Source organism: Bradyrhizobium sp. NBAIM03, assembly GCF_020194055.1.
GTDB classification, from domain to species: domain Bacteria; phylum Pseudomonadota; class Alphaproteobacteria; order Rhizobiales; family Xanthobacteraceae; genus Bradyrhizobium; species Bradyrhizobium yuanmingense.
The window spans coordinates 138,047-159,059 of record NZ_JADYVS010000003.1 but is presented as its reverse complement, the minus strand read 5'-3'; the positions used below and the strand labels follow the sequence as shown (position 1 = coordinate 159,059).

The window sequence follows — 21,013 nt, the reverse complement described above, 5'->3', positions numbered from 1 at the left end:
AAATTAGTCTGCCGCCTTCCTCGCCAAGTTCAGCACACTGATTATTTCATATCTATTTCAAGCACTTATCGCAAACTGCATGCTTCATAGTCTCTGGCACGAAGCTTGCGACATCTGACCCCGGCTCCGCCACGCCGGCGCAGCCGTGAGATCAAGGCGGAACATCCGCCAAGGGGAGCGAGCAATGGATTCTGGCAGGATTTCACGACGTCATGTGTTGCAGGGCGGCGCGGCCCTCACCCTCGGCGCGGCAGCGGGCCTGCGCCCGGCCGTCGCGGCCGAGACCACCATCGGCTTCATTTATGTCGGCTCGCGCGACGACTACGGCTACAATCAGGCGCACGCGCAGGGCGCGGCGGCGCTGAAGAAGATTCCCGGCCTCAAGGTGGTCGAGGAGGAGAAGGTGCCGGAGACCGATGCGGTCGAGAAGACGATCGAGTCCATGATCAATCTCGATGGCGCCACCCTGCTCTTCCCGACCTCGTTCGGGTACTACAATCCGCACATGATCAAGATGGCCAACAAGTACCCGAAGCTCCGCTTCGAGCATTGCGGCGGCCTCTGGAGCGAGAAGGACCCCAAGAACGCCGGCAGCTATTTCGGCTATATCGACGAGGCTCAGTTCATCTCCGGCATCGTCGCCGGCCTGACATCGAAGAGCAGCAAGCTCGGCTTTGTCGCGGCCAAGCCGATCCCTCAAGTGCTGCGCAACATCAACGCCTTCACGCTTGGCGCCAAGTCCGTCAATCCAAAGGCCACCACGCAGGTGATCTTCACCGGCGACTGGTCCATGCCGGTCAAGGAGGCCGAAGCCACCAACAGCCTGATCGATCAGGGCGTGGACGTGCTCACCTGCCACGTCGATGGGCCCAAGACCATGGTCGAGAACGCGGCGCGGCGCGGCGCCTTCGTCTGTGGCTATCACACCAACCAGTCGGCGCTGGCACCCAAGGCCTATCTCACCGGCGCGGAGTGGAACTGGGAGGCGCTCTATCCGAAGTTTGTCAAGATGATCGCCTCCGGCGAAGGCATCCCGAATTTCTACCGCGGCGGCCTGAAGGAAGAGATCGTCAAGACCTCGCCCTATGGCGAAGCGGTCTCGGCCGAAGCGCGCAAGGCGGCCGACGAGGCCAAGGCCAAATTCCTGTCGGCAGAAGGCTACGCCATCTTCAAGGGTGGGCTGGTCGACAACAAGGGCAAGACAGTGATCCCTGCCGGCACCGACCGCGGCCAGAAGGATCCTGAACTGGAGAAGATGGACTACCTGGTCGAGGGCGTGCTCGGAGCCACTTCGTGACGACGGAAGCGGCGGATTCCACGGACGCGGTCGGGACAGTCGCCCCGGCCGCCGATCCCGGTTTCCTCCAGCGTCACGGCGGCACGATCGAATATGTCCTGATCCCGGGCGCGGCGCTGGTCGGCGCGCTCGCGGTGTTCGGCATCTTCGTCGCGATGTTCGGCAAGAATCCGCTCGATCTCTATTTCTACATGTATTACGGCGCGTTCGGCACCTGGTTCTCCTGGCAGAACACGCTGACGCGCGCAGCGCCCCTGATCCTCACTGCACTCTGTACCGCGCTGCCGGCGCAGCTCGGCATGGTCATCATCGGTAGCGAAGGCGCGCTGTTGATCGGCGCATTGTCCGCAACCAGCGCCGCACTCGCGCTTCAAGGCATGCCGCCGCTCGTGGTGCAGGTCGCCATGGTCTGCGCCGGCGTGATCGGCGGCGGGCTCTGGATCATGCTCTCGGGCGGCTTGCGGCAATATCGCGGCGTCAACGAGACCATCTCGAGCCTGCTGCTCGTCTACATCGCGCTCGCGATCCTCAACCATCTCGTCGAGGGGCTGATGCGCGATCCCGCCAGCCTCAACAAGCCGTCGACCCGCGAGATCGGCGCCGCCAACATGATCGGCTCCATTCCCGGCACCGACGTGCATTGGGGCCTCGTGTTCGGCCTGATCGCTGCGATCGCCTCCTACATCCTGATCTATCACACTGTGTTCGGCTTCGCCGCGCGCGTGGCTGGCGGCAACATCCGCGCTGCGAAGATCGTCGGTCTCGGCGTCGACAAGCTGATCCTGACCGTATGCTTCCTTGCCGGCGGCGCGGCTGGCCTCGCCGGCATGGTCGAGGTCGCCGCCGTGCAGGGACGCACCAACGCCAACCTCGCCGCCGGCTACGGCTTCACCGGCATTCTCGTCGCCTTTCTGGCGCGGCAAAATCCGCTCGCCATCATCCCCGTCGCGATCCTGCTCGGCGGCATCAGCGCCAGCGGCGGCCTGCTGCAACGCCGCTTGGGGCTGCCCGATGCGTCCGTGCTGGTGCTGCAGGGCATCATCTTCGTCTTCGTGCTCGCCAGCGATGCGCTCTACGGCCGCATCGGATTCCTGAAGGGAAAATCCTGAGATGGCAGACGGATCGATCGGCCTCTGGACCGTCCCGCTCGCCGTCCTCGGCGGCGCCATTCGCGTCTCCACCCCCTTCCTGTTCGTGAGCCTGGGCGAATGCATCACCGAGCGTGCGGGCCGCATCAATCTCGGCCTCGAAGGCACGCTGGTGATGGGCGCGATGAGCGCCTATGGCATCTCCTATGTCACCGGCTCTCCGTGGCTTGGCGTGCTTGCCGCCGGCGTCACCGGCGCGCTGCTGGGTGCGCTGCATGCCGGCATCTGCTCGCTGCCGCGCGTCAATGACGTTGCCGTCGGCATTGCCTTGATGCTGTTCGGCACTGGCCTTGCGTTCTATCTCGGCAAGCCGCTGATCGAGCCGACAGCGCCGCGGCTGCCCGCCATCGACTTCGGCTGGTGGAGCGACATCCCGCAAGTCCAGGCAGCGCTGCGCATCAACGTGCTGTTCCTGATCGGCGTGGCGCTGGCGCCAAGCCTCTATTGGGCCTTCCGCACCACCCGCTGGGGCTTGCTCATCCGCACCGCCGGCGAGAGCGCGGATGCCGCACGCGCGATGGGCCATTCCGTGCTGCTGATCCGCCTGCGCGCCACCATGGCCGGTGGTTTCCTCGCGGGCATCGGCGGCTCGTTTTTGTCCCTGTTCTACCCCGGAAGCTGGAACGAGGGCCTTTCCTCGGGCCAGGGCATTACCGCCGTTGCGCTCGTGATCTTCGCGCGCTGGGATCCCCTGCTCTGCCTGTGGGCCTCGCTCGCCTTCGGCGGCGCGGCGGCGCTGGGGCCGGCGCTGCAATCGGTCGGCGTCACCTCCGGCTATCACCTCTTCAACGCCGCGCCCTACATCCTGACGCTGGCGATCATGATCATCACCTGCTCGCCGAAGCGGACGCTGACCGGCGCGCCCGCCGAACTCTCGATCACACGGTAACACGCACGAGGTCGTCCATGCCCGAGCGCTACATCAAGTCCGAGCCCTATGCCTGGCCCTACAATGGTGATCTCCGCCCCGAGAACACCGCGCTGATTGTCATCGACATGCAGACCGATTTCTGCGGCGTCGGCGGCTATGTCGACAAGATGGGCTACGACCTCTCGCTGACATGGGCACCGATCGAGCCGATCAAGCGGCTGCTCGCAGCGATGCGAAGCCAAGGCTTCCATATCATCCATACCCGCGAAGGCCACCGCCCGGATCTCTCCGACCTGCCCGCCAACAAGCGCTGGCGCTCGCGCCAGATCGGGGCCGGCATCGGCGATCCCGGCCCGTGCGGACGCATCCTGGTGCGCGGCGAGCCCGGCTGGGACATCATCGAGGAGCTGGCGCCGCTGCCGGGCGAGCCGATCATCGACAAACCCGGCAAGGGCTCGTTCTGCGCCACCGATCTGGAGCTGATCCTGCGCGTGCGCGGCATCGAGAACATCGTGTTGACCGGGATCACGACCGACGTCTGCGTCCACACCACGATGCGCGAGGCCAACGACCGCGGCTTCGAATGTGTCCTGCTGCACGATTGCTGCGGCGCGACCGACAAGAGCAACCACGACCATGCGCTGAAGATGATCAAGATGCAGGGCGGCGTATTCGGCGCGGTCTCGACCTCGGATGCTTTCATCGGAGCGATTTCGTGATCATCGGCGAAACGCCACCGCCCTCGGGCGCCTTCGGCGTCGACGCCGTCGCCATGACCATGCGCTTCGGCGACTTCCTGGCGCTGGACAATGTCGAGCTGAAGGTGCGGCCGGGCTCGTTCCACGCCCTGCTCGGCGAGAATGGCGCCGGCAAATCCACCCTCGTCAAATGCATCATGGGCTACTACCACGCGACCGAAGGCGACATCATCGTCGGCGGCCGCGAGCAGGCGATCGCCAACCCGAAGGATGCCCACGCGCTCGGCCTCGGCATGGTCTACCAGCATTTTACGCTGGTGCCGGCGATGACGGTTGCCGAAAACCTCGTGCTGGCGCGCGATGACGTGCCGGCCGTGGTGAACTGGCCGAACGAGATGAAGGAGCTGGAGGCGTTCTTGGGCAGCATGCCCTTCAAGGTACCACTCTCCGCAAAGGTCTCCGACATCTCTGCCGGCGAACGGCAGAAGTGCGAGATCCTCAAGCAGCTCTATCTGAAGCGGCGCTTCCTGATCCTGGATGAGCCGACCTCGGTGCTAACCCCGGCGGAAGCCGACGAGGTGCTCGGCATGCTCCGCGACATGGTTGTGAAGGGCGAGCTGACCATCCTGATGATCACGCACAAGTTCCGCGAGGTCATGGCGTTTGCCGATGACGTCACCATCCTGCGCCGCGGCAAGCTCGCTGGAGCCGGCAAGGTTTCCGAGCTGACGCCGGACGCGATGGCCCGCACCATGATCGGTGCCGAGGAGTTGACGGTGCAGCCGCCGCGCACCGGCGAAGCCGGTCAGGCCAGGCTGGAGCTGCAAAAGCTCCGCGCCCTGGACGATGCGGGCGCCGTTGCCGTGCACGATGTCTCGCTCACCGTTCGCGCCGGCGAGATCGTCGGCATCGCCGGCGTTTCCGGGAATGGCCAGCGCCAGCTCGTCGAGGTGCTGGCCGGCCAGCGCGAGGCCGAGAGCGGGGAGGTGCGCGTCGCCGGCGATCTCTATCACGCAAGCCGCGAGGAGATGCGGCGGCACAGGATGTCGCTGCTGCCCGAGGAGCCGCTGAAGAATGCCTGCGTCGGCGGCATGAGCGTCGCCGACAACATCGCCTTCCGAGAATTCGACCGCGCACCCTTTGCAAGTGGCGGCTGGTGGCTCAATCGTAGCGCCTTCCGGAGCGACGCCAGGAAGAAGATCGGCCAGTACAAGATCAAGACCCGCACGCCCGATACGCCGATCTCGGCGCTATCGGGCGGCAACGTACAGCGGGCTGTGCTGGCCCGCGAGCTCGGCGGCGACGTCGAGGTGCTGATCGCCGCCAATCCCTGCTTCGGCCTCGATTTCGCGGCGGTGGCGCAGATCCATGCCGAGATCATGGCCGCGCGCAACCGCGGCGCCGCCGTCCTGCTCGTCAGCGAGGACCTCGACGAGCTGCTCGAACTGTCGGATAGGCTCGTGGTGATGTTCCACGGCGAATTCGTGTATGAAGCGCGGACCAGCGAAGCCGATCTCACGGTGGTCGGCCGCCACATGGCAGGGCACTGAACGGAGGATCGATGGGCGATGCATCAGGGCGGGACGAGCACTTTCTGCGCCTGTCTTTCGCGGTCGCCGGCCGTTCCCTCACCCATGGCAACCATCCCTTCGGCTGCATTGTCGTCGATGCCGACGGCAAGGTGCTGATCGAGACTGAGAACGGCTACATGCCGGATCGCGACGGCACCGCGCATGCCGAGCGTCTCGCAGCCACCCAGGCCTGCCGTACGCTCGATCGCGAGGTGCTGGCGAAGGCCACGCTCTATTCCTCAGCCGAACCCTGCGCGATGTGTGCCGGCGCGATCTACTGGGCCGGTATTGGCCGTGTCGTCTATGGCCTCAGCGAGCATCGCCTGCGCGGCATCACCGGCAACCATCCGGAAAATCCGACGCTCAACCTGCCATGCCGCGAGGTCTTTGCCAGCGGCCAGCGGCCGACGGAGGTCGTCGGCCCACTGCTCGAAGACGAAGCCGAAGCGCTGCACGACGGCGTTTGGACGAAGTAGCAGCACATCCCAAAGGGGACGACACCGTGGAGTGCCGCATTGAGGCAGCCATTGCGGCCGCTGCGCTCCGCGCGATGGACGACCGACGCGTCCATTGCTCAACATGGCGTCAGGTCTGCACAGCGGGTTCCGATTTGCCTTGGACCGTCACAAATTTGCAACAGGCACCGCTCGCAGACGCGATCGCCCCCACCGTCCAGGTGCTGTTTGCGGGATATGATTGCTCGGAGTCGATGACCGGCGCTGGGCCGAGAGCCTGCCGACGCGTTGAGCAAGGGATGATGCTTTTTCACATCTTACGCCGGGGTTCAAACTGGCCCAGTATTGAGGCACGTCACCCATGCAAGCGCATCAACGAATGTTAGATCCGACATCCAACGGCCAGCATTCCGGCGAGTCCCCGCTCCTGAGGACCATCGGCCTCACCAAACGTTATGGCGATTTCCTCGCCAACGATTGCATCGATATCGAGATCCGACCGAGGGAAATCCACGCCCTGCTGGGCGAGAACGGCGCTGGCAAGTCGACGCTGGTCAAGGCGATCTACGGACTGATCCAGCCCAGCGCCGGCGAAATTCACTGGCAGGGCGAGCGGATCGTGCTGTCCGGTCCGTCCGAAGCGCGCAGCCGCGGCATCGGCATGGTGTTCCAGCACTTCTCGCTGTTCGACAATCTCACGGTTGCCGAGAACGTCGCGCTCGGCCTCGACGGCAAGGAATCATTCAAGGACATGTCGGCCCGGCTGGAACAGGTGTCGAAGACTTACGGTCTGCCGCTCGATCCCAGGCGTGAGGTGTGGCAACTCTCCGTCGGCGAGCGTCAGCGCATCGAGATCGTCCGCGCCCTGATGCAGGATCCGAAATTCCTGATCCTGGACGAGCCCACCGCGGTGCTGACGCCGCAGGAGGCTGACCAGCTCTTCATCGTGCTGGATCGCCTCAAGGCCGAGGGCCGCGCCATCCTCTATATCAGCCACAAGCTGGAGGAGGTGAAGCGGCTCTGCGACACCGCGACGATCCTGCGCGGCGGCAGGAAGGTCGAGACCTGCAACCCGCGGCTCGAAACCGCCGCCTCACTTGCGCGGATGATGGTCGGCGGCGAGGTCAAGGAGGTGAAGGGCGCATCCGGCCGCAAGACCACCGTGCCGCGGCTCGTCGTCAACGATCTCTCGCTGGCTCCCGTCGAAGCGCACGGCGTACGGCTCGAGCACATCTCATTCGAGCTGAAGGGCGGCGAGATTCTCGGCATCGCCGGCGTCGCCGGTAACGGCCAGGACGAATTGTTCGCAGCGCTCTCCGGCGAGCGCCTCGCGAAGGCCCCCGGGACGGTGGTGATCGAGGGCATCGCCGCCGGTCACCTTTCGATCACCCAGCGGCGCAAGCTGGGGGCGGCCTTCGTTCCCGAGGAGCGACTCGGCCACGGCACCGCGCCGCGGATGAGACTGTCGGAGAACGCGCTGCTCACCGGCCATGCCGCCAGCGGCATGGTCCGTCGCGGATTCATCGATACGGCGGCTACGCTGAGAACGGTCGACCGCGCCACCGAAACCTTCGACGTCCGCAAGGCCAAGCGCGATCCCGAGGCCGCCAGCCTGTCCGGCGGCAATCTGCAGAAGTTCATCGTGGGACGTGAGATCCTGCGCAATCCCGCGGTACTGGTGGTGAGCCAGCCGACCTGGGGCGTCGATGCCGGCGCCGCCGCCGTCATCCGTCAGGCGCTGCTTGATCTCGCCACCGCAGGCGCCGCGGTACTCGTGACCAGCCAGGATCTCGACGAGCTCGCCGAGATTGCCGACCGCATCGCCGTGATGTTCCACGGCAAGCTGTCGGCTCCGCTCTCGGCACGCGAAGCAAGCCGCGAGAAGCTGGGCCTTCTGATGGGCGGCAGCAGCCTGCAGCCAAAGGAGATCGCGCATGCAGCTGGTGCTTGAGAAGCGTGCCGAGCGCTCTGGCACGATCGCGCTGGTGTCCCCCCTGATCGCGATTGGCCTCACGATCGTGACCATGGTCATCCTGTTCGCGATCCTTGGCAAGAATCCACTGCTTGCCCTGCACGCCTATTTCATTGCGCCCCTCACCGATGGCTATTCGCTCCAGGAGATCGCGGTGAAGGCGACGCCGCTGGTGATGATCGCGATCGGCCTGTCGCTGTGCTATCTCGCCAACGCCTGGAACATCGGCGCCGAAGGGCAATTCCTGATCGGCGCAGTCGCGGGAAGCTGGATCGCGGTGAAGACGCAAGGTACTGATGCCGGCGCCTGGGTGCTGCCGGCTATGCTCGTCCTCGCCGCCGCTGCGGGCGCGCTCTATGCGCTGATCCCGGCGATCTGCAAGGTGAAATTCGGCGCCAGCGAGATCCTGACCAGCCTGATGCTGGTCTATGTCGCCGACCTCTTCCTCGACTATCTCGTGCGCGGCCCCTGGCGCGATCCGCACGGCTTCAATTTCCCGACCACGGCCGAGTTCGATCCGGTAGCGACCGTGCCGTTGCTGATCGAAGGCGGCCGGCTGCATCTCGGCTCCATCATCGCCCTGCTCGTCGTCGCGGCAGCCGCGATCCTGCTCGGGCGCACCATCAAGGGTTTCGAGATCCGCGTGGTCGGCGCTGCGCCGCGCGCCGCGCGGTTCGGCGGCTTCAACGCCAACCAGCTCATCATCCTGACCTTCGCCGTCTCCGGGGCGCTGGCCGGGCTTGCCGGCATCATCGAGGTGGCGGGTCCAGTCGGACATCTCCAGCCCGGCATCTCGCCAGGCTACGGCTTTTCCGCGATCATCGTCGCTTTCCTCGGCCGGCTGAACCCGCTTGGAATACTAATTGCAGGCCTCTTCCTCGCGTTGACCTTTATCGGCGGCGAGCAGGCGCAGATCGCGATGAAGATTCCGCTTGATGTCACCAAGGTCTTTCAGGGCATTCTGCTGTTTTACGTGCTCGCCTGCGACTCCCTCATTCTCTACCGCTTCAAGCTGGTGTTCCCGAACCGAAAGGTGGTGGCCCGTGGAGCTGGTTGAGGCCATCATCCTGGCGGTGCTTGCCGCATCGACGCCGCTGTTGATTGCGGCGACCGGCGAGCTCGTGGCCGAGCGTTCCGGCGTGCTCAATCTCGGGGTCGAGGGCATGATGATCGTCGGCGCGGCCTGTGGCTTTGCCGGCGCCTGGCTGACCGGATCGATCTTTATCGGCGCGCTGTTCGGCATCGTCGCGGGCACGCTGATGTCGCTCGTCTTCGCGCTGATGGCACTCGGGCTTGCCGTCAACCAGGTCGCAACCGGCCTCGCGCTGACCATCCTGGGTGTTGGCCTCTCGGGTCTGATCGGCGCCGGCTTCGTCGGCGAGCGCATCACGCCGGCCGTGCAACTCGTCATTCCCGGTCTCACTAATGTCCCCCTGATCGGCCGCGTGCTGTTCGGCGAGAATGGCTTCGTCTATTTCTCGATCGCGCTGATCGTCGCGGTGTGGTGGTTCCTGTACCGCACACGGGCGGGATTGATCCTGCGAGCCTGCGGCGACAATCACGCTTCCGCGCATGCGCTCGGCTATCCCGTCCTGCGCATCCGCACCTTGGCCGTGATGTTCGGCGGCGCCTGCGCGGGTCTTGCGGGCGCCTATCTGCCGCTCGCCTATACGCCGTTCTTCATTCCGGGCATGACCGCAGGCCGCGGTTGGATCGCGCTGGCGCTGGTGGTGTTCTCGTCCTGGCGGCCGGGCCGGCTCGTCGTCGGCGCCTATCTGTTCGGCGCGGTGACGATCCTGCAACTGCATGCGCAAGGATGGGGCGTCGGCATTCCCTCGCAATTCATGTCGGCGCTGCCTTATCTCGCGACCGTCATCGTGCTGGTCCTGCTCTCCCGCGCGCGCACGGGCGGCTCGACCGCACCGGCCGCGCTCGGCACGGTGTTCGTGCCCGACCGCTAGATTTCGTTTCCGCAGTGTGCACGATGGGGCGCGCATGCTGCGGATCGTGGCTTCCCCCGAAGTTTGGAGATCGATGATGAGGAAATCACTTCTTGCACTGGCTGCCGGGCTCTTGCTCGCTGGGAGCGTCAGTGCGGCCTCCGCCGCCGACAAGCTGAAAGTCGGCTTCGTTTATCTCGGTCCGATTGGAGACCTCGGCTGGACCTATCAGCACGACCTCGGTCGCCAGGCGCTGGTGAAAGAATTGGGCGACAAGATCGAGACCACTTATCTCGAGAACGTGCCCGAAGGCCCGGACTCCGAGCGCGCGATCGAGCAGCTCGTCCGCGCCGGCAACAAACTGATCTTCACCACATCGTTCGGCTACATGGATCCGACGCTGAAGGTCGCCAAGAAATATCCGAACGTGCATTTCGAGCACGCCACCGGCTACAAGCGCAACCCGAACATGTCGACCTACTCGGCGAAATGGTATCAGGGCCGCTACATTCAAGGCCTGATTGCGGCGAAGATGACGAAGTCGGGCGTGCTCGGCTATATCGGCTCGTTCCCGATTCCGGAGGTCGTCTCCGGCATCAACGCGACGATACTGGCGGCGCAGACCATCAATCCGAACATCAAGGTCAAGATCATCTGGGCCAATACCTGGTTCGACCCAGGCAAGGAGGCCGACGCCGCCAAGGCGCTGATCGACCAGGGTGCCGACGTCATCATGCAGCACACGGATTCGCCCGCCGCCATGCAGATCGCCAGCGAACGCGGCAAGCTGGCCTTCGGCCAGGATTCCGAAATGATCCAGTTCGGGCCAAAGGCTCAGCTGACCTCGATCATCAACAACTGGGGGCCCTACTATATCGAGCGCGTCAAGGCCGAGCTCGCCGGCACCTGGAAGTCCGAGGACACCTGGGGTGGCCTCGACAGCCGCATGTTCGCGATGGCGCCCTACACCAACATGCCTGACGATGTGAAAAAAATGGCTGAGGATGCCCAGGCCGCGATCACCGCGGGCAAGCTGCATCCGTTCAAATGCCCGATCGTTGGGCAGGACGGCAAGCCGGTCGAATGCAAGGGCGGCGGTCACCTGGATGACGGCCAGATCCTCGGCATGAATTTCTACGTGAAAGGCATCGACGACAAGCTGCCGGGCAAGTAGCACGCTTCTTGCATTGACTAAATCACCTGCTCCTCCCGGAGGAGGTTCGGAGGGGGTGGCCAGAAGCACCCGGCACTTGTGGCTGCCCCCTTTCGCCCGGCTATCCAGCCTGCATGGCCCGCGCCGCGGAACTGTGGCGGCGGATGAGGTCTGCCACATCGAGACCCGGGATCGCACCGTCGATCACCGCCCATTTTCCAGCCACCATCACCCGGTCGGCGCGATGCGCCCCGCACAGCACGAGCGCGGCGAGCGGATCGCCGTGGCCCGAGAAGCGCAGCTCGTCGAGCCGGAACAGCGCAAGATCGGCGGCCTTGCCGACGGCGATGTCGCCGAGTTCCGGCCGGCCCACACATGCCGCCGAGCCCTTGGTGGCCCAGCGCAGCGCATCCTTGTGGCTGACCTTCATGACGCCATAACGCGCGCGTTGCAGCAGGAACGCGGCCCGCACCTCCTGCATGAGGTTGGATCCGTCGTTGGAGGCCGAGCCGTCGACACCAATGCCGATCCCGACGCCGGCCTCTTCCATGTCGCACACCGGGCAACAGCCCGACGCGAGCAGCTGGTTGCTGCACGCACAATGGCTGACGGTCGTGCCGGCCTTGCCGAGCCGTCTCATCTCGTCCGGATTGAAGAAGATTCCATGGGCGAGCCAGGTGCGCGCATTGAGCCAACCGCATTGCTCGAGATAGTCGAGCGGACGGCAGCCATACATCTGCTGGCAGAAGCTGTTCTCGTCCTCGGTTTCGGCGAGATGGGTGTGCAGGCGCACGTCGAGCTTGTCGGCGAGATCGGCCGTGGCGCGCATCAGCGACGTCGTCACCGAGAACGGCGAGCATGGTGCGAGCGCAATCTGCACCATCGCATCCGCGCCGCGCTGGTGATGCTTGGCGACCACGCGGGCGCTATCGGCGAGAATGGTGTCCTCGTCCTGCACGACGCTGTCGGGCGGCAAGCCGCCGTCGCGCTGCGACAGGTTCATCGAGCCGCGCGTGAGCAGCACGCGCACGCCGAGTCGCTTCGCCACCGCCACCTCGATATCGACGGCGTCTTCGAGTCCGGCCGGGAAGACGTAGTGGTGATCCGTCGTGGTGGTGCAGCCGGAGAGCAAAAGCTCGGACATCGCCACGGTGACGCCGAGCTCGAGCGCTTCCGGCGTCAGCCTCGCCCACACCGGATAGAGCGCCTGGAGCCAGGTGAACAGCTCGCGGTCCATCGCGGCCGGCAGCGCCCGCGTCAGCGTCTGGTAGAAATGATGATGGGTATTGATCAGGCCAGGCAGCACGACGTGTTCGCCCGCATCGAACACTGCGACATCGGCGGTTGCGGGCACACCGCCCGCCGGCACGAGCTCGACGATCCGGCCGCCCTTCACGACAATGCCGCGCTCGGCCCCGTCGGCGAGGATGGCCAGGGGATCCCTGATCCAGGTCGAACTTGCCTCAGTCATGATCCTGCTTCTCCTCGCCCACGCTGACGGCGGGCCTGCAAGGCCGAGGACGATTGCGTCCTTGCTTCGACTTGTTGTTGCCACTTGGCTCCCGTCTTGCAACACTTCGCTCGGACCATTCAACCGTCGGAAGCGTTGGCGCAGCCATGGACTTGAATACCATCACAGCCGTCGCCCATCCGCAAACGCGCGCGCAGCTGCCCGTTTGGACGGCAGGTGATGCTTGGCTCGCGGGCGGCACCTGGCTGTTCTCGGAGCCGCAAACGCATCTGACGCGACTGATCGATCTCACCGATCTGAAATGGCCGGCACTTGCGATCACAGAGAGCCACCTCTCGATCGCCGCCACTTGCACCATCGCAGAGCTCGATGGACTCGCCTGCCCCTCTGATTGGCTCGCAGCGCCGCTGATCAACCAGTGCTGCCGGGCCTTCCTTGCCTCGTTCAAGATCTGGAAGACCGCGACCGTCGGCGGCAATCTCTGCATGTCGCTGCCGGCGGGACCGATGATCTCGCTGACGTCGGCACTCGACGGCGTCTGCACCATCTGGAAGGCCGGCGGCGGTGAACAGAGGCTTCCGGTCACCGAATTCGTCACCGGCAACCAGCGCAATCGCCTGACGCCAGGCGACCTGCTCCGGCAGATCGACATCCCGCTTCCCGCGCTGAAGCGCCGCACGGCCTTCCGCCAGATCTCGCTGGCGCCCGTCGGCCGCTCCGCGGCGCTGCTGATCGGCAGTCTCGAAGCCGATGATACGCTGACACTCACGGTCACCGCGTCGACGGTGCGGCCGATCCAGCTGCGCTTCCGCAAAGCCCCGGACGCAGGCGCGCTGCGCGCCGCGCTCATGCAGGAGATTACCGATGATCTGTACCACACGGACATCCATGGCGCGCCACTCTGGCGCAAGCACATGACGATGCGCCTGGCCGAGGAGATTCGCGGCGAACTCTCGGGAGCGATACCCGCATGAGCCTGGAGGTCAACGGCAAGGCGTTCTCCCAGGAGCCACGCGCCGGCCAGTGCCTGCGCACGTTCCTGCGCGAGCTCGGCCATTTCGGCGTGAAGAAAGGCTGCGATGCCGGCGACTGCGGCGCCTGCACCGTACTGCTGGACGGCGAGCCGGTGCACAGCTGCCTGATCCCGGCGTTCCGGGCCGAGGGCCGCAGCGTGACCACGATCGAAGGCCTTGACGGCGATCACGGCACGCATCCGATGCAGCAGGCCTTCCTCGATGCGCAGGGCTTTCAATGCGGGTTCTGCACCGCCGGCATGATCCTGACCTGCGCCTCGCTGAACCAGGCGCAGCGCACCGATCTCGGCACGGCGCTGAAAGGCAATATCTGCCGCTGCACCGGCTATCGGTCGATCGAGGACGCGATCCTCGGCAAGACCAATGTCGAGACGAGCGTCGAGGCCGGCGCCGCCTTCGGCCGCAGCCTGCCCGCCCCCGCAGGCCCCAATGTGGTCCGCGGCACGGCACGCTACACCTTCGACACCGCAATCGATGGCTTGCTGCACATCAAGCTGCTGCGCTCGCCGCATGCGCACGCCAGGATCGTCGCTATCGACAAGTGGGACGCGCTGAGCATCCCCGGTGTACACGCCGTGCTGACGCACGAAGATGCGCCGTCCGTCCTGATCTCGACGGCACGGCATGAGAAAGACTGGATGGACCCGGAGGACACCCGCGTCCTGGATGACGTCGTGCGTTTCGTCGGCCAGAAGGTTGCCGCCGTCGTCGCCGAGACCGAAGCCGCCGCGGAGGCTGCGTGCCGCAAGCTGAAGGTCAGCTACGAGATCCTGCCGGCGCTGATCGATCCCGAGCAGGCGATGGCCCCGGGTTCGCCGGTCGTTCATCCCGACCGCACAGCTGCGAACCGCGTTGCCGATGCCCAGCGCAACCTGGTCGCGGAGACGCATGGCGAGTTCGGCGATGTCGCATCGGCGCTTGCAACATCTGCCGCCACCTATGAGGCTACTTTCCACAGTCACCGTGTGCAGCACGCCGCGCTCGAGACCCATGGTGGCCTCGCCTGGCTCGATGATTCCGGCGTGCTCAACGTTCGCACCTCGACGCAGGTGCCGTTCCTGACCCGGCGTGCGCTGTCGGACATCTTCCAGCTCCCCATGGACAAGGTCCGCGTGTTCTGCGAACGCGTCGGCGGTGGGTTCGGCGGCAAGCAGGAGATGTTCGTCGAGGACATCCTGGCGCTTGCCGCGCTGAAGACCGGGCGGCCGGTCAAGCTGGAGCTGACACGCGAGGAGCAGTTCATCGCGACCTCGACGCGGCATCCGATGCGGATCCAAGTCAAGGCCGGCGCCGATGCGGGCGGCAAGCTTACCGCGCTCCAGCTCGACGTGCTCTCCAACACCGGCGCCTACGGCAATCACGCCGGCCCCGTGATGTTCCACGCGCTGGCGGAGTCCGTCGCCGTCTACAATTGCCCGAACAAGCGGGTCGACGGCGTCGCCGTCTACACCAACACGGTGCCGGCGGGCGCGTTTCGCGGCTATGGCCTGCCGCAGGCGCTGATCGCGGTGGAAGCGGCGATCGACGAACTGGCGGAGCAGCTCGGAATCAGCCCCTACGAGATGCGCCGGCGCAATATCGTGAGGCCTGGCGATCCCATGCTGTCGCCGCCGCCGTCCGAATATCACGACGTGCTCTACGGCTCCTACGGGCTCGACCAGTGCCTCGATCTCGTCGAGCGCGCGATGCAGGCCGATACCCCGCAGCCGGAGCTGTCGCCGGATTGGCTGATCGGCGACGGCATCGCGCTGACCATGATCGACACCGTGCCGCCGGCCGGCCACTTCGCCGATGCGACGATCGCGCTCAACGACGACGGCGGCTTCGACCTCACCGTCGGCACGGCCGAGTTCGGCAACGGCACCAGCACCGTGCATCGCCAGATCGCGGCGACCACGCTGGCGACCACCGTCGACAAGATTCGTCTGCGCCAGTCCGACACCGCCCATGGCGGCCACGACACCGGCGCGTATGGCAGCGCCGGCACCTTCGTTGCGGGCAAGGCGACGCATGCGGCCTCCATGCAGCTTGCGAGCGAGCTGAAGGCGGCAGCCGCCGACGCCTGGCTGTGCGATGTGGAGACTTGCGCGCTCGATGCGGACTCCGTCGTCAGCGGCGTCCGCCGCATGCCTTTTACGGAGCTGGCGAAGCTCGCCCGCGAGCGCGGCTGGCCGTTCGCAGGCAGCGGCACGTCCGGCGGCACGCCGCGATCGGTGGGGTTCAACGTGCAGGGCTTTCGCGTCGCGGTGAACAAGGCGACCGGCGAGCTCCGGATTCTCAGGAGCGTGCACGCCGCCGACGCCGGCGTCGTCGCCAATCCCATGCAGTGCCGCGGTCAGGTCGAAGGCGGCGTGGCGCAGGCGCTCGGCGCTGCGCTCTACGAGGAGATGGTGATCGACGCGAGCGGCCGCGTCACCAATCCGAAATTCCGCGACTACCACCTGCCCTCTTTCGCCGACGTGCCGCGCACGGAAGTGTTCTTCGCCGAGACGTCCGACACGATTGGCCCGCTCGGCGCGAAGTCGATGAGCGAGAGTCCCTACAATCCGGTCGCCGCCGCGCTCGGCAACGCGATCGCGGATGCCACCGGCATTCGCTTCACCGCGCCGCCCTTCAAGCCGGACCGGCTGTTTCCGGCGCTCCATGACGAATTCGGCTAGATGCATGTTTCGGGGGATACATCCATGAGCAACGACGTCCATCCCGTCGACGAGGTCCTGCCGGTCCCGCGCCTGCTCGCGCTCGGGCTCCAGCACGTGCTGGTGATGTATGCCGGCGCGGTCGCGGTCCCCCTCATCATCGGCCGCGCGCTGAAGCTGCCGCCGGAGGACGTCGCCTTCCTGATCAGCGCCGACCTGTTCGCCTGCGGACTTGTGACGCTGGTCCAGTGCCTCGGCTTCCCCGGCGTCGGCATCCGCCTGCCCGTGATGATGGGCGTGACCTTTGCTTCGGTCGGCCCGATGCTGTCGATGGCGGCTTCACCGGAAATCGGCCTGCTCGGCATCTACGGCTCCGTGATCGCCGCCGGCCTGTTCGGCATCGTCGTTGCGCCGTTCGTCAGCCGGCTGCTGCCGCTGTTTCCTCCCGTCGTCACCGGCACTATCATTCTCATCATCGGCATCTCCCTGATGCGCGTCGGTATCAACTGGGCCGGCGGCGGCCTGCCGACGCTGACGAAGGTGGTCGACGGCGTTTCCGGCAGCTTTCCCAATCCAGCCTATGGGCAATTGCAGGGGCTCGGCATCTCGCTGTTCGTGCTGCTCTTCATCCTCGGCCTGATCAAATGGGGCAGCGGGTTTCTCGCCAACGTCGCCGTGCTGCTCGGCATCATCGCCGGCGCGGTGCTCGCGAGCATTCTGGGCGTGATGCATTTCGACAAGGTCGCCGCCGCCTCCTGGGGCGCACTCGTGATTCCCTTCCGCTTCGGCATGCCGCAATTCCACCTGGTGCCTGTCATCACCATGTGCATCGTCATGATCGTGGTGATGATCGAATCGCTCGGTATGTTCCTGGCGCTCGGCGAGATCACCGGCAAGGCCGTCGACCGCGAAGCCCTGAGCCGCGGCTTACGCGCCGACGGGCTCGGCACGCTGCTCGGCGGCATCTTCAACACGTTTCCCTATACCTCGTTTTCGCAGAACGTCGGCCTCGTCTCGGTCACGGCCGTGCGCTCGCGCTGGGTGACGGCGACGGCCGGCTGCATCCTGCTCGTGCTCGGGCTGTTGCCGAAGCTCGCCGCGCTGGTGGAAGCGGTGCCGCTGGTCGTGCTCGGCGGCGCCGGCCTCGTGATGTTCGGCATGGTGGCGGCCACCGGCGCACGCATCCTGGCCTCGGTCGATTTCCGCAACAACCGCTACAATCTCTTCATTGTCGCGATCTCGATCGGCTTTGGATTGATCCCGCTCGTTGCTCCGGGTTTTTTCCGCAATCTGCCGCACAATCTGCACCCGCTGCTGGAGTCCGGCATTCTGCTCTGCGCGGTCGTGTCGGTGCTGCTCAATGCCTTCTTCAACGGATTGAGCGGTGGCGCTGCCGCGGAGGCCGACGCGGCGTCAGCCGCCGCATCGGCACAGCATGTCTAAAGCGCGATGCGACTAGGATGAATCGTCATCGCGCTTTAGGTTATTGTTTTGAGCATGATCTTGTCGGAAAACCGCTACGCACTTTTCCGGATCGTGCTCTAGCTGCCGCGATAGGTCGAGTAACTCCAGGGCGTGACCAGCAGCGGCACGTGGTAATGGCTTTCCGGCTCGCTGATCGCAAAGCGCAGCGGGATCTCGTCGAGGAACGGCGGATCGGACAGCGGCACGTTGCGCGCGGCGTAATATTTCGCGACGCTGAAGCGCAGCTCGTAGCGGCCGATCGGCAGCGGACGGCCGCCGATCAGCGGCTGGTCGGTGCGGCCATCGGCATTGGTCACCGTGCGCGCGATGACGCGGTTCTCGCCAAGGCTCGCGAGCTCCACGAGCTCGATCGGGATGCTAGGTGCGGGCTTGCCGATCTGGTTGTCCAGCACATGGGTCGAGAGCCGGCCGTGCACCTTCAGCCTGTCGTCGGCGGCGACCAGCTGGTCGAGCCGCAGCGCCGAGATGCGGCCGATCTCCTCGATCGCACGCCTTATCTCGGTCTTGGCGATGTTGAGCAGCCGCGCCTCGAAGTCGCGCAGCACGGAATCCTTGGTGTGACGGCGCACACAGACGATGTAGGGGAAGCCGAACTTGTCGCGGTAGGCGTTGTTGGCCCGCTCGAACGCGGAATATTCGGCATCCGACAGCCGGTCGAGCCCGGCGCTGTTCTGCTCGTCGGTCGATTCCGCGGTGAGGCCCGCGGCGCGCTGCGTCTTGTTGGCGAGATCGGGATGCGCCCGGATCAGCGCCAGCTGCACGTCAGGCTCGGCACTCTGGATCGCGGCCATCAGCGCGGCGTGCAGCTCGTTGATGCCGGCGAACGGCCGCTTTGCCGCGAGCTGCTCGGCGATCCACGGCGAATATTCGACGACGTTGGCGAGCGCCGCGACGAAGTCGGCCGTGCTTGCAGCGTTGAGATCGGCGAGTGAAATCTGCGACATCATCTCACCCGATCTCGAATGCGTCGGCGGCAAGATGGGCGTGCTTCTCGTGCCAGTGCTGCGCGATCTGAAGCCGCGTCGGCACCCAGACGCGCTCGTGCTTGCCGATATAGTCGAGGAAGCGGATCAAGCCCGCTGCGCGGCCGGGCCGGCCCGCGAGGCGGCAATGCAGACCGACCGACATCATTTTTGGCGCGGTTTCGCCTTCCGCATAGAGCACGTCGAAGGCGTCCTTCAGATAAGTATAGAACTGCTCGCCCTCGGCAAACCCTTGCGGGTTGATGAACCGCATGTCGTTGGCATCGAGCGTATAGGGAATGATGAGCTGCTTGCCGCTGGCGCCCTTGACCCAATAGGGCAGATCGTCGGCATAGGAGTCGCAGAGATAGAGGAAGCCGCCCTCCTCCATCAGCAGACGGTTGGTGTTGATCGAGGAGCGCCCGGTGTACCAGCCGAGCGGACGTGCGCCGGTCGCCTCGGTATGCACGCGGATGGCCTCGGCGATCTCGGCGCGCTCCTGCGCCTCGGTCATGTCCTTGTGCTCGATCCATTTCAGGCTGTGGCTGGCGATATCCCAGCCCGCCTCCTTCATCGCAGCGACAATCTCGGGATTGCGCTTGAGCGCGGTGGCGACGCCGAACACCGTGGTCGGCCAGCTCCGCTCGTTGAACATCCGCCACAGCCGCCAGAAGCCGGCGCGCGAGCCATATTCGAACATGGATTCGATGTTGGCGTGGCGCTGGCCGGGCCAGGGCTGCGCGCCGAGCACGTCGGACAGGAAGGCCTCCGAGGCGCGGTCGCCGTGCAGGATGTTGTTCTCGCCACCCTCCTCGAAATTGACGACGAACTGCACCGCGACCCGCGCGTCACCAGGCCATTGCGGATGCGGCGGGTTGCGGCCGTAGCCGCGGAGATCGCGCGGGTAGCGGGGCTCGGTCACTCAGACTTCCTCGAAGCGGATCGGCAGCGCGCCCTTCCACAGCACGCTCTTGCCCAGCGTTGCGAGGTTCTCCAGGCCCGAGGTCAGCGTGATGAAATGGTTGCCGGCGAGCTGACCCATCTTGCTCGCGAAATGCACGCCGCCATAGGCCAGCAGGATCTCGGTTTCGCTGATGCCGCCGGGATAGAGGATGATCTGGCCGGGGGCGGGATAGCTGGTGTGGTTCTCGTAGCCGACGCCGAAGTCGAGGTCGCCGAGCGGCATCCACACGCCCTCGCCGCTCCAGCGCACATGGATGATGTGGCTTTCGAACGGCAGCGCCTTGCGGAAGGCGGCGACAGTCTTGGGCGCCGCCTGCTCCTCGAAACGGGCATCGAAGGTGAAATCGCCGGCGCGGATAACGAGTTTGCTCATCTCATCTCTCTGGATCGGGGGCGATGCGCCCCGCGGGGAACTTTCAGCAAAAAGCACTCCCGACCGTGTCGCGCAAGTGGCGCGAGAGGCTCTCGTATGAGTTGGGCTCGCCACCCGGCCTGCCCGAACGCCTGAAAGCTCGGTGCCATTGAACCGGATTGCAGGAGGTGAGTCCACCGGCAGAATTGCCGGGCAAAGGGGCGCCGGCGCGGATGCGCTGCGTCCGGGGCACGAGAGCGGAGCGTGGTGCTGCGCTCTGAACGACGAAGATGGGGCGATGGTGCGTTCTCCAAGTAACACTGTCATTCCCCGCCTTGTACGCAATCGCGCACTGGAGCGGGGAATCCAGTACGCCGCGGCCTCTCGATTCAATCACTGGCGTCTCGGAGTACTGGATCGCCCGGTCAAGCCGGGCGATGACACCGAATGTGTGGACGCAGACGTGCGTACTCGGCCTCGCGGCTGCTTCGCCCGAGCTTTGCTTCGTCTCGCCGCCCTCATAGCCAAGAGGGCGCAGGGAAGGCCGGGTGCCGGCGGCACCCGCGGTCCGCTGCGCGAAAAGCACACGCAGGAAGAACCGCACAGCAGCATACAGGTGAAGCCCAACACACGGCCTTCCCTGCGCGATGGTCGGACGGCTTATGCCGCGCTCTCCCGGGAGCCGAGTTCCCTCTGGCCTCCCTCGCTCCCGCGAAAGTCGCCGGCACCGCGCCGGTTGACGCCAATGCCGCATTCGCCAGAGCTTGACCGTAGCAACGACGGCCAGGACCACACGGTTTTGCCGTACGCGCGGTCCGTTGGCGCCGCAGGGTTCGACGGCGTTGTGCACGTTGCCATCGAAATGCCGGCGCGACGAACCTGACAGCGCCGCTCGTCCGTACGAAGCCTCGGGCTCACGGAGAGCAATCCGCCCCGCCCTCAGCTCTCGTACACGACGCTGCCGCGTCCACCGCAAGCCCGGCTCGCGGCAATGACGACCTC

At 65.6% G+C, this 21,013-nt stretch carries 17 protein-coding genes; 13 read left to right on the top strand and 4 right to left on the bottom strand.

What is annotated here, in order from left to right:
• Positions 1–184 precede the first annotated feature (184 nt).
• The 10 genes from I6F21_RS05635 (at position 185) to I6F21_RS05590 (ending at position 11,126) form a co-directional block, all read left to right on the top strand.
• Entirely contained in the window at positions 185–1,297 is a 1,113-nt protein-coding gene (locus I6F21_RS05635) for a BMP family ABC transporter substrate-binding protein (protein ID WP_225182874.1), read from the top strand.
• On the top strand, positions 1,294–2,406 hold the full coding sequence (locus I6F21_RS05630) for an ABC transporter permease (protein WP_225182873.1): 1,113 nt from the start codon (positions 1,294–1,296) through the stop codon (positions 2,404–2,406). The genes I6F21_RS05635 and I6F21_RS05630 overlap by 4 nt, the downstream gene beginning before the upstream one ends.
• 1 nt (position 2,407) lies before the next feature.
• Positions 2,408–3,334: an ABC transporter permease gene (locus I6F21_RS05625; RefSeq protein WP_225182872.1), complete on the top strand. Its 927-nt coding sequence runs from the start codon at positions 2,408–2,410 to the stop codon at positions 3,332–3,334.
• 17 nt (positions 3,335–3,351) lie between these two features.
• Complete coding sequence (locus tag I6F21_RS05620) at positions 3,352–4,035, top strand: isochorismatase family cysteine hydrolase (protein WP_225182871.1); 684 nt, start codon at positions 3,352–3,354, stop codon at positions 4,033–4,035.
• Positions 4,032–5,564 (top strand): ABC transporter ATP-binding protein, encoded by a 1,533-nt coding sequence (locus I6F21_RS05615; RefSeq protein ID WP_225182870.1) that lies wholly within the window; start codon positions 4,032–4,034, stop codon positions 5,562–5,564. Before I6F21_RS05620 ends, I6F21_RS05615 begins: the two co-directional genes overlap by 4 nt.
• 11 nt (positions 5,565–5,575) lie before the next feature.
• The gene (locus tag I6F21_RS05610) at positions 5,576–6,061 is read left to right on the top strand and encodes a nucleoside deaminase (RefSeq protein WP_225111995.1); all 486 of its coding nucleotides are present in this window, start codon (positions 5,576–5,578) and stop codon (positions 6,059–6,061) included.
• A gap of 358 nt (positions 6,062–6,419) precedes the next feature.
• Positions 6,420–7,991 carry an ABC transporter ATP-binding protein gene (locus I6F21_RS05605; protein ID WP_225182869.1) on the top strand — a complete coding sequence of 524 codons (1,572 nt, stop codon included), beginning with the start codon at positions 6,420–6,422 and terminating at the stop codon, positions 7,989–7,991.
• Positions 7,975–9,069 carry an ABC transporter permease gene (locus I6F21_RS05600; protein WP_225182868.1) on the top strand — a complete coding sequence of 365 codons (1,095 nt, stop codon included), beginning with the start codon at positions 7,975–7,977 and terminating at the stop codon, positions 9,067–9,069. The genes I6F21_RS05605 and I6F21_RS05600 overlap by 17 nt, the downstream gene beginning before the upstream one ends.
• Entirely contained in the window at positions 9,056–9,973 is a 918-nt protein-coding gene (locus I6F21_RS05595; RefSeq protein ID WP_036007791.1) for an ABC transporter permease, read from the top strand. The genes I6F21_RS05600 and I6F21_RS05595 overlap by 14 nt, the downstream gene beginning before the upstream one ends.
• Before the next feature lie 76 nt (positions 9,974–10,049).
• On the top strand, positions 10,050–11,126 hold the full coding sequence (locus I6F21_RS05590) for a BMP family ABC transporter substrate-binding protein (protein WP_225182991.1): 1,077 nt from the start codon (positions 10,050–10,052) through the stop codon (positions 11,124–11,126).
• A gap of 100 nt (positions 11,127–11,226) precedes the next feature.
• On the opposite strand, the gene I6F21_RS05585 is transcribed toward I6F21_RS05590, so the two are convergent.
• Positions 11,227–12,576, bottom strand: coding sequence for an 8-oxoguanine deaminase (locus I6F21_RS05585; protein WP_225182867.1), 1,350 nt, complete (start codon positions 12,574–12,576; stop codon positions 11,227–11,229).
• Between the two features lie 146 nt (positions 12,577–12,722).
• Here I6F21_RS05585 and I6F21_RS05580 point away from each other — a divergent pair, with 146 nt between their 5' ends.
• The 3 genes from I6F21_RS05580 to I6F21_RS05570 are packed head-to-tail and all read left to right on the top strand — an operon-like array spanning position 12,723 to position 17,692.
• A complete protein-coding gene (locus I6F21_RS05580) occupies positions 12,723–13,550 on the top strand; it encodes an FAD binding domain-containing protein (protein WP_225182866.1) in 828 nt (275 codons plus the stop codon).
• Entirely contained in the window at positions 13,547–16,270 is a 2,724-nt protein-coding gene (locus I6F21_RS05575; protein ID WP_225182865.1) for a molybdopterin cofactor-binding domain-containing protein, read from the top strand. The genes I6F21_RS05580 and I6F21_RS05575 overlap by 4 nt, the downstream gene beginning before the upstream one ends.
• A gap of 24 nt (positions 16,271–16,294) precedes the next feature.
• Entirely contained in the window at positions 16,295–17,692 is a 1,398-nt protein-coding gene (locus I6F21_RS05570; protein WP_225182864.1) for a nucleobase:cation symporter-2 family protein, read from the top strand.
• Positions 17,693–17,790: 98 nt separating this feature from the next.
• Here the strand turns inward: I6F21_RS05570 and uraD are convergent, their stop codons facing one another.
• Genes uraD through I6F21_RS05555 form a run of 3 tightly spaced genes read right to left on the bottom strand, consistent with a single transcriptional unit; the run spans position 17,791 to position 20,032 of the window.
• On the bottom strand, positions 17,791–18,678 hold the full coding sequence (gene uraD / locus I6F21_RS05565; RefSeq protein WP_057028791.1) for a 2-oxo-4-hydroxy-4-carboxy-5-ureidoimidazoline decarboxylase: 888 nt from the start codon (positions 18,676–18,678) through the stop codon (positions 17,791–17,793).
• Positions 18,679–18,682: 4 nt separating this feature from the next.
• Entirely contained in the window at positions 18,683–19,618 is a 936-nt protein-coding gene (puuE, locus tag I6F21_RS05560) for an allantoinase PuuE (protein WP_109142962.1), read from the bottom strand.
• A complete protein-coding gene (locus tag I6F21_RS05555) occupies positions 19,619–20,032 on the bottom strand; it encodes a DUF3830 family protein (RefSeq protein WP_036045261.1) in 414 nt (137 codons plus the stop codon).
• Positions 20,033–21,013: the final 981 nt, after the last annotated feature.